This window comes from Streptomyces sp. PU-14G, from assembly GCF_041028275.1.
Classification (GTDB): domain Bacteria; phylum Actinomycetota; class Actinomycetes; order Streptomycetales; family Streptomycetaceae; genus Streptomyces.
Genome location: NZ_JASKYT010000277.1, coordinates 1 through 9069 on the forward strand (window position 1 = coordinate 1; position 9069 = coordinate 9069).

Annotated in this window: 5 protein-coding genes; 2 read left to right on the forward strand and 3 right to left on the reverse strand. The window is 69.6% G+C overall.

Features of this window, described 5'->3' with window-relative positions; all coding sequences use genetic code 11:
• Positions 1 to 446 precede the first annotated feature (446 nt).
• Positions 447 to 5063, forward strand: a complete 4617-nt coding sequence (gene gltB / locus AB8Z75_RS25700) for a glutamate synthase large subunit (RefSeq protein WP_369205930.1) — start codon at positions 447 to 449, stop codon at positions 5061 to 5063.
• Positions 5056 to 6540, forward strand: coding sequence for a glutamate synthase subunit beta (locus tag AB8Z75_RS25705; protein WP_369205932.1), 1485 nt, complete (start codon positions 5056 to 5058; stop codon positions 6538 to 6540). Before gltB ends, AB8Z75_RS25705 begins: the two co-directional genes overlap by 8 nt.
• 105 nt (positions 6541 to 6645) lie before the next feature.
• Here the strand turns inward: AB8Z75_RS25705 and AB8Z75_RS25710 are convergent, their stop codons facing one another.
• From AB8Z75_RS25710 to AB8Z75_RS25720, 3 genes are all read right to left on the reverse strand, one after another.
• Entirely contained in the window at positions 6646 to 7722 is a 1077-nt protein-coding gene (locus AB8Z75_RS25710) for a hypothetical protein (RefSeq protein ID WP_369205934.1), read from the reverse strand.
• Positions 7710 to 8363, reverse strand: a complete 654-nt coding sequence (locus AB8Z75_RS25715) for a hypothetical protein (RefSeq protein ID WP_369205936.1) — start codon at positions 8361 to 8363, stop codon at positions 7710 to 7712. The genes AB8Z75_RS25710 and AB8Z75_RS25715 overlap by 13 nt, the downstream gene beginning before the upstream one ends.
• A gap of 89 nt (positions 8364 to 8452) precedes the next feature.
• The gene (locus AB8Z75_RS25720; RefSeq protein WP_369205938.1) at positions 8453 to 8962 is read right to left on the reverse strand and encodes a MarR family winged helix-turn-helix transcriptional regulator; all 510 of its coding nucleotides are present in this window, start codon (positions 8960 to 8962) and stop codon (positions 8453 to 8455) included.
• Positions 8963 to 9069 lie beyond the last annotated feature (107 nt).

Here is a 9069-nt window from a genome sequence, read left to right on the forward strand (position 1 = left end):
CGCCGGGCCTCGGCAGCCGGGCCGACCCCACGGGCCGACCCCACGGATCGACCCCACGGACCGGAACCCGGTACGGTCCGGCTCGTCCGGCCGCAGAGGCGCGTCGTGGGCCAGGTCACAGCATCGCGCGGTCCTTCCGGTGCATGATCCGCGTGTTACCCGGCGGTTTCATTTCGACTGACCCCGGGCAGTAGTCCGTCACGCCGCCGGCAACGACGCCTGAGTGGCGAGCAAGCCGTTCCTCACGCGGGGTCACCACCTGCGACCCCGCCCCCCTCCGCGCAGGTCCCACGAGGACCAGGCCGCCCCGTGTCCGCATCGCGAGACGCGTCTTCCACTTTCCGGGAAATCGGCCACCCTGTAACCTGCTCGAAATTCTTCTGCCACAAGAGGGCCAACGTCGTCCCTCGGTACGTACCACTGCCACGAGACGACGGGAGCTGCCGATGCGTGCTGTGCCGACAGCGGATTGGGCCGCCCACCGCCCTGCCAAGCAGGGCATGTACGACCCCCGATACGAGCACGACGCCTGCGGTGTCGGCTTCGTGGCGACCCTGACCGGCGAGCCCAGCCACGAGCTCGTCGAACAGGCGCTGACCGTGCTGCGCAACCTCGAACACCGCGGCGCCACGGGATCCGACCCGGACACCGGCGACGGTGCCGGCATCCTCCTCCAGATCCCGGACGCCTTCCTGCGCGCGAACGTCCCCTTCGCCCTGCCCGAGCCCGGCTCCTACGCCGTGGGCGTCGCCTTCCTGCCGCAGGAGGACGAGGACGCCGAAGCCACCGCGGCAGCCGTCTCACAGATCGAGACGTTGGCGTCCGAGGAGGGGCTGACGGTGCTCGGCTGGCGCGACGTGCCCGTCGCACCCGAGCTGCTCGGCCCCGGCGCCCGCGCCACCATGCCGACCTTCCGCCAGCTGTTCGTCGCCGACTCCTCCGGGAAGCGAAGCGGCATCGCGCTGGACCGGCCCGCCTTCGTGCTGCGCAAGCGCGCCGAGCGCGAGGCCGGCGTCTACTTCCCCTCGCTGTCAGCGCGCACCCTGGTCTACAAGGGGATGCTGACCACCGGACAGCTGGAGCCGTTCTTCCCCGACCTGTCGGACCGCCGCTTCGCCACGGCCATCGCGCTGGTCCACTCGCGCTTCTCCACCAACACCTTCCCGAGCTGGCCGCTGGCCCACCCCTACCGGTTCGTCGCCCACAACGGCGAGATCAACACCGTGCAGGGCAACCGCAACTGGATGCGGGCCCGCGAGTCCCAGCTCGCCTCCGGCCTGTTCGGGGACCACGAGACGCTGGAGCGGATCTTCCCGATCAACACCCCGGGCGCCTCCGACTCGGCCACCTTCGACGAGGTGCTCGAACTGCTGCACCTCGGCGGCCGTTCGCTGCCGCACTCGGTGCTGATGATGGTGCCCGAGGCCTGGGAGTCCGCCGAGTCGCAGGACTCCATGGACCCCGCCCGCCGCGCCTTCTACCAGTACCACTCCACGATGATGGAGCCCTGGGACGGCCCCGCCTGCGTCACCTTCACCGACGGCACCCAGGTCGGAGCCGTTCTCGACCGCAACGGGCTGCGTCCAGGGCGCTACTGGGTCACCGACGACGGCCTCGTCGTCCTCGCCTCCGAGGTCGGCGTCCTGGACATCGACCCCGCCAAGGTCGTCCGCAAGGGCCGCCTCCAGCCCGGACGGATGTTCCTCGTGGACACCGCGGAGCGCCGCATCATCGAGGACGACGAGATCAAGGCCCAGCTCGCCGCCGAACACCCCTACCAGGAGTGGCTGGACGCGGGGCTCATCGACCTCGCGGAGCTGCCCGAGCGCGAACACGTGGTGCACACCCACGCCTCGGTCACCCGCCGCCAGCAGACCTTCGGCTACACCGAGGAGGAACTGCGGGTCCTCCTCGCGCCGATGGCACGCACCGGCGCCGAACCGATCGGCTCCATGGGCACCGACGCGCCCATCGCCGCGCTCTCCGAGCGGCCCCGGCTGATCTTCGACTACTTCACCCAGCTGTTCGCGCAGGTCACCAACCCGCCGCTGGACGCCATCCGCGAGGAACTGGTCACCTCGCTGCACTCGCCGCTGGGCGCCCAGGGCAACCTGCTGGAGCCGAGCGCCGCCTCCTGCCGCAGCGTCACCCTGCCGTTCCCCGTCATCGACAACGACGAGCTGGCCAAGCTCATCCACATCAACGCCGACGGCGACATGCCGGGCTTCAAGTCCGCCACACTCTCCGGGCTCTACCGCGTCGCCGAAGGAGGGGACGGCCTCGCGGCCCGGATCGAACAGATCTGCGTGGAGGCCGACGCGGCGATCGAGTCGGGAGCCCGGCTCATCGTCCTGTCCGACCGGCACTCGGACGCCGAGCACGCGCCGATCCCGTCGCTGCTGCTCACCTCCGCCGTGCACCACCACCTCATCCGCACCAAGCAGCGCACCCAGGTCGGGCTGCTGGTCGAGGCCGGCGACGTGCGCGAGGTCCACCACGTCGCCCTGCTCATCGGCTACGGCGCGGCGGCGGTCAACCCCTACCTGGCCATGGAGTCGGTCGAGGACCTCGTCCGCGCGGGCACCTTCCTGCCGGGCGACGGGGACCAGCTCGCGCCCGAGCAGGCCATCCGCAACCTGATCCACGCGCTCGGCAAGGGCGTGCTGAAGGTGATGTCCAAGATGGGCATCTCGACGGTCGCCTCCTACCGCGGCGCGCAGGTCTTCGAGGCGGTCGGCCTGGACGAGGCGTTCGTCGACCGCTACTTCCACGGCACCACCACGAAGGTCGGCGGCGCGGACCTCGGCGTCGTCGCCCAGGAGGTCGCGGCCCGGCACGTCAAGGCCTACCCGGTCTCCGGCATCGCCCCGGCCCACCGCGCCCTCGACATCGGCGGCGAGTACCAGTGGCGCCGCGAGGGCGAGCCGCACCTGTTCGACCCCGACACGGTCTTCCGCCTCCAGCACTCCACCCGGCAGCGCCGCTACGACATCTTCAAGCAGTACACCCAGCGCGTCGACGAGCAGTCCGAACGCCTCATGACGCTCCGCGGCCTCTTCTCCTTCAAGGGCGAGCGGTCCCCGATCCCCATCGAGGAGGTCGAGCCCGCGAGCGAGATCGTCAAGCGGTTCTCCACCGGCGCCATGTCCTACGGCTCCATCTCGCAGGAGGCCCACGAGACGCTGGCCGTCGCCATGAACCGGCTCGGCGGCAAGTCCAACACCGGCGAGGGCGGCGAGGACCCCGAGCGGCTCTACGACCCGGCGCGGCGCTCCGCCATCAAGCAGGTGGCCTCCGGCCGCTTCGGCGTCACCAGCGAGTACCTCGTCAACGCCGACGACATCCAGATCAAGATGGCCCAGGGCGCCAAGCCCGGCGAGGGCGGCCAGCTCCCCGGACACAAGGTCTACCCGTGGGTGGCCAGGACCCGGCACTCCACGCCAGGCGTCGGCCTCATCTCCCCGCCGCCGCACCACGACATCTACTCCATCGAGGACCTCGCCCAGCTCATCCACGACCTGAAGAACGCCAACCCGGCGGCCCGCATCCACGTGAAACTGGTCAGCGAGGTCGGCGTCGGCACCGTCGCGGCGGGCGTGTCCAAGGCCCACGCCGACGTCGTCCTCGTCTCCGGACACGACGGCGGCACCGGCGCCTCCCCGCTCACCTCCCTCAAGCACGCGGGCGGCCCCTGGGAGCTGGGCCTGGCCGAGACCCAGCAGACCCTCCTGCTCAACGGGTTGCGCGACCGGATCGTCGTGCAGACCGACGGCCAGCTCAAGACGGGCCGCGACGTCGTGATCGCCGCGCTGCTGGGCGCCGAGGAGTTCGGCTTCGCCACCGCGCCGCTCGTCGTCTCCGGCTGCGTCATGATGCGCGTCTGCCACCTCGACACCTGCCCGGTCGGCATCGCCACCCAGAACCCGGCGCTGCGCGAGCGCTACAGCGGCAAGGCCGAGTACGTCGTCAACTTCTTCCAGTTCATCGCCGAAGAGGTCCGCGAACTCCTCGCCGAACTCGGCTTCCGCACCCTCGACGAGGCCATCGGCCACGCCGAACTCCTCGACACCTCCCGCGCCGTGGACCACTGGAAGGCGCGCGGCCTCGACCTGGCCCCGCTCCTGCACGTCCCCGAGCTGCCCGAGGGCGCCGTCCGCCACCAGGTCACCGGCCAGGACCACGCGCTGGAGAAGGCGCTCGACAACCAGCTGATCAAGCTGGCCGCCGACGCGCTGGAGGCCGACACCGCCGAGAACGCGCAGCCGGTACGCGCCCAGGTCGCGATCCGCAACGTCAACCGGACCGTCGGCACCATGCTCGGACACGAGGTCACCAGGAAGTTCGGCGGCGCGGGGCTGCCCGACGACACCGTCGACATCACCTTCACGGGCTCGGCAGGACAGTCCTTCGGCGCCTTCGTCCCGCGCGGCATCACCCTCCGCCTGGAGGGCGACGCCAACGACTACGTCGGCAAGGGCCTCTCCGGCGGCCGTCTGATCGTCCGCCCCGACCGGGCCGCCGACCACCTGGCCGAGTACTCCGCCATCGCCGGCAACACCCTCGCCTACGGCGCCACCGGCGGTGAGATCTTCCTCCGCGGCCGGGTCGGCGAACGCTTCTGCGTCCGCAACTCCGGGGCGCTGGTCGTCTCCGAGGGCGTGGGCGACCACGGCTGCGAGTACATGACCGGCGGCGCGGCCGTCGTCCTGGGCACCACGGGACGCAACTTCGGCGCCGGCATGTCCGGCGGCGCCGCCTACGTCATCGACCTCGACCTCGGGCACGTCAACGCCGGACTGCGCGGCGCGATCGAGGACCTGACCGACGACGACAGGACGTGGCTGCACGAGGTCGTGCGCCGCCACCAGGAGGAGACCGGCTCCACCGTGGCCGCCGGGCTCCTCGCCGACTGGGACGGGCCCACCGGAGCGGCAAGCCGCTTCCGCAAGGTCCTCCCCGCCACCTACAAGGCCGTGCTCGCCGCCAAGGACGCCGCCGAGCGGGCGGGTCTCTCCGAGACCGAGACCCACGAGAAGATGATGGAGGCGGCGACCCATGGCTGACCCCAAGGGCTTCCTGACCACCGACCGCGAGGTCGCACAGTCCCGACCGGTCGACGAGCGGGTCAAGGACTGGAGAGAGGTCTACGTCCCCGGCTCCCTGCTGCCCATCATCAGCAAGCAGGCCGGGCGCTGCATGGACTGCGGCATCCCCTTCTGCCACAACGGCTGCCCCCTGGGCAACCTCATCCCCGAGTGGAACGACTACGCCTACCGCGGCGACTGGGCCGCGGCCTCCGAACGCCTGCACGCCACCAACAACTTCCCCGAGTTCACCGGGCGGCTGTGCCCCGCACCCTGCGAGTCGGCGTGCGTGCTGGGCATCAACCAGCCGCCCGTCACCATCAAGAACGTCGAGGTCTCCATCGTCGACAAGGCGTGGGAGAACGGCGGCGTCGCCCCGCAGCCGCCCGAGCGGCTCTCCGGCAAGACCGTGGCCGTCATCGGCTCAGGACCCTCGGGGCTCGCCGCCGCCCAGCAGCTCACCCGCGCGGGACACACCGTCGTCGTCTACGAACGCGCCGACCGCCTCGGCGGCCTCCTGCGCTACGGCATCCCCGAGTTCAAGATGGAGAAACGGCACATCAACCGCCGCATCGAGCAGATGCGCGCCGAAGGCACCAAGTTCCGCACCGGCGTCGAGATCGGCCGCGACCTCGACGCGAAGAAGCTGCGCAAGCGGTACGACGCGGTGGTCGTCGCGGCCGGCGCCACCACGGCCCGCGACCTGCCCGTCCCCGGCCGGGAACTGAACGGCGTCCACCAGGCGATGGAGTACCTGCCGCTGTCCAACAAGGTGCAGGAGGGGGACTACGTCGAGTCCCCCATCTCCGCCGAGGGCAAGCACGTCGTCGTCATCGGCGGCGGCGACACCGGCGCCGACTGCGTCGGCACCGCGCACCGCCAGGGCGCCGCCTCCGTCACCCAGCTGGAGATCATGCCCAAGCCGGGCGAGGAACGGGACCCGGCCCGCCAGCCCTGGCCGACCTTCCCCATGCTCTACAAGGTGACCTCCGCGCACGAGGAGGGCGGAGAGCGGGTCTACTCCGTCAACACCACCCACTTCGAGGGCTCCGCCTCCGAAGAGGGACAGGAAGCCGGCAACGTCCAGTGGCTCCACCTGGTCGAGGTCGAGATGGTCGACGGCAAGCTGGAACCCAAGCCGGGCACCGAACGCAAGATCCCCGCCCAACTCGTCCTCCTCGCCATGGGCTTCACCGGCGTCGACCGCGACAACGGACTGGTCGAACAGTTCGGCGTCGACCTCGACGCGCGCGGCAACATCGCCCGCGACGACTCCTACGCCACCAACGTCCCCGGCGTCTTCGTCGCCGGGGACGCAGGCCGCGGCCAGTCCCTCATCGTGTGGGCCATCGCCGAGGGCCGCTCCGCCGCCAAGGCCGTCGACCGCCACCTGACGGGTGCCACCAGCACCCTGCACGCCCCCATCCGCCCCACGGACCGCTCCCTGACCGTCTGAGCGCCCCTTCGAACCTCCGTACAAGGACGTACGGACACCGCGGCGCCTGCCAGTCCCCGACCGGGTCACGGCAGGCGCCGTCGTGCGTCCGTGCCGTGGGACGGCTCAGTCGCGCACGATCGACTGGATTTCCTTGACGGTGACGTCTTCGGTGGTGCTGAAGGTGCCCGCGGGGAGTGCGGCGCCGCTGCCGTCGGATCCCTTCCAGGAGATTTCCCAGGTGAGGGTCGCTTTGAGAGGGTAGGCGCCGTTCTTGCTGGTGGCCCGCAGGTACCTGACGCCGCAGGGTGGGCTCTGGTCCTTCTTCCCGGCGGAGTAGGGCTCTCCGAGGGTGCACTTGCCCGACCCGGGGTAGGTTTTGGCGTCCTCGGTGCCGGGTTCGAGGGTGAGGGAGACGGGTTCGGCGGTGGTGGTGGCGGAGATGGCGGGATTCTTCAGCGAGGCCGTCACGCTCACCTTCTTGAACCTCTTCTTGTCGGCCCACACCCAGGTGTCGAGGTTGACCGTCTGCTTGCCCTCGGGGTTGAGGGATATCTCGGTGCGGGGGATGGGCAGTCGCTCGTACGCGTACTCGGCCAGCACCTTGGGGCTGACGGCGAGAGGTACGTTTTTCGGGGTTTCACCGTCCGGCACCCAGTAAGCGTGCTCGCTGCACTTGTAGGATGCGGGGTCGTCAGCGCGGTCGGGGTTCCTCACCCCTTCCCAGAACATGCCCTCGCCCTGCTTGTCGATGTTGTAGTCCTCGTACTTGTCCGTCTGGTAGTAGTCCTCGTAGAGACCGACCACCTGGTTGGACACCGCGTCCGCGGTGTCCTGGTTGCTTTCTTCCAGATCGTCGAAGATCGTCTCCGGCTTCTTTTTCTTCTTCGGCTTCCGTTTCTCCGGCTTCGCGCCCTCGATCTTCTCCTTGAGCTCCTTGGGCGAGGTCTTCGGCTCGTACCAGCACGCCGGTGGCTCCCAGTCGGAGTTCTGCGGCGTCAACTTGACGGTGTCCTCGCCGGTGTCACCACCACCGGTGATCTGGACGCGGGAGACCCCGGTGACGATGTCACCGCGGTCGGTTCCACCAGAAGCCTTGCTCGTCCCTGTGCCCTTGGGGTCCGCTTGCGCGGGCCAGGAAGCCGCGAAGAGCAGACCGGTGGTGACGACTGCAACTGAACTTCTCCGGATCAGTCCATGCATTTCTCGGCCTTCGCGGTCTCGGAGCCCGACATCGCCTGCCAGACACCGTCCTTGTTGCGCTCCACGATGAGTTTGCTGAAGATGTAGTTCAAGTCGCCCCCGTTGTTCGGCGCGAGTTCGCCGCTCTTGAGATCCTTGTTCTTCGCCTTGCTCTCGTCGGCACAGAAGCTCACTTCGGCGAAAGTGTCGCTTTTGAGCACGACCTTCTGGTCGTAGTAGCGGGTGACCCCCGCCCAGCCCTGATTCTCCTTGAGCGCGTCAAGGATGTACTTGTTCGCCGCGATCAAGGACTCGCCCTTGGAGTACTTCTTGACCAAAGCGGTGTCCTTGTGCGTGGTGATCACCCGGTCGATGGAGTTGATCCGCCGCTGGTTGTCCGCCAGGACCTCCCGCTTCTTCGGGTCGTCCGTCTTGACGTCCTCGAAGACGTTCTTGGCGTCCTTCGCCAGCTTGATCTCCGAGTCCCCGGGCTCCGAGGGAGCGGAACTCTTCGATGCCGAGGCGGACTTCGACGGCTTGCTGTCGTGCGCGCCCTTGATCTCGCCCTTCGAGCCGTCGTCGTCGCTTCCGCATGCTCCCAACAGCAGGGCCGCGGTAACGGCTCCTGCGGTCCACATCGCTGTCCTCGCCTGCTTGTTCATACGCAACGAATCTCTCAGCTCTCTGCCCGCAGTTCGGTCACTCGAAGTTACTACAGTGAAAGGGGGGTCGACAGGCTTCGTGGTCGTGGTCAGTCGGGTTCGCCCACCTGTGACAGCCGGTGGTCGTCCAGGCGTTGTTGGACATCGTGCAGCAGAACACGCAGGAGTTCGGCCAGTTGGTTCTGCTGTTCGGGCGTGAGGCCGGTCAGCAGGTCGGACTCGCGGGTGAGGACCTGGTCGACGGTGGTCTCGACCAGGGCGTGTCCGGCGTCGGTGAGCTCGACGAGGACGGAACGGCGGCGGCCCTCGCCGGGGCGGCGGGTGACGAGGCCCTCGCGTTCGGCGCGGGCGACGCGTTGGGAGACGGCGCCGGCGGTGATCATCGAGCGGTCGGCCAGTTCGCGCGTGGTGAGCGTGTACGGCTCGCCCGCGCGCCGCAACATGCTGAGCAGGTCGAGGGTGGCCGTGTCGACGCCCGCGCGGGCGAGCACGCGGCGGCGGTCGTCGCCGAACAGCTTGGCCAGGCGCCACAGCGGGGTGACGATCCCAATGGAGGAAACGGGGGTGCCGGGGCGTTCGCGCCGCCAGGCGGCGGCGATGGCTTCGACGGGGTTGTCGGTTTTGTCGGGGAGCGCAGGGGGGGGGGGGGGGGGGGGGGGGGGGGGGGGGGGGGGGGGGGGGGGGCACCCCCGTTTCCTCCATTGGG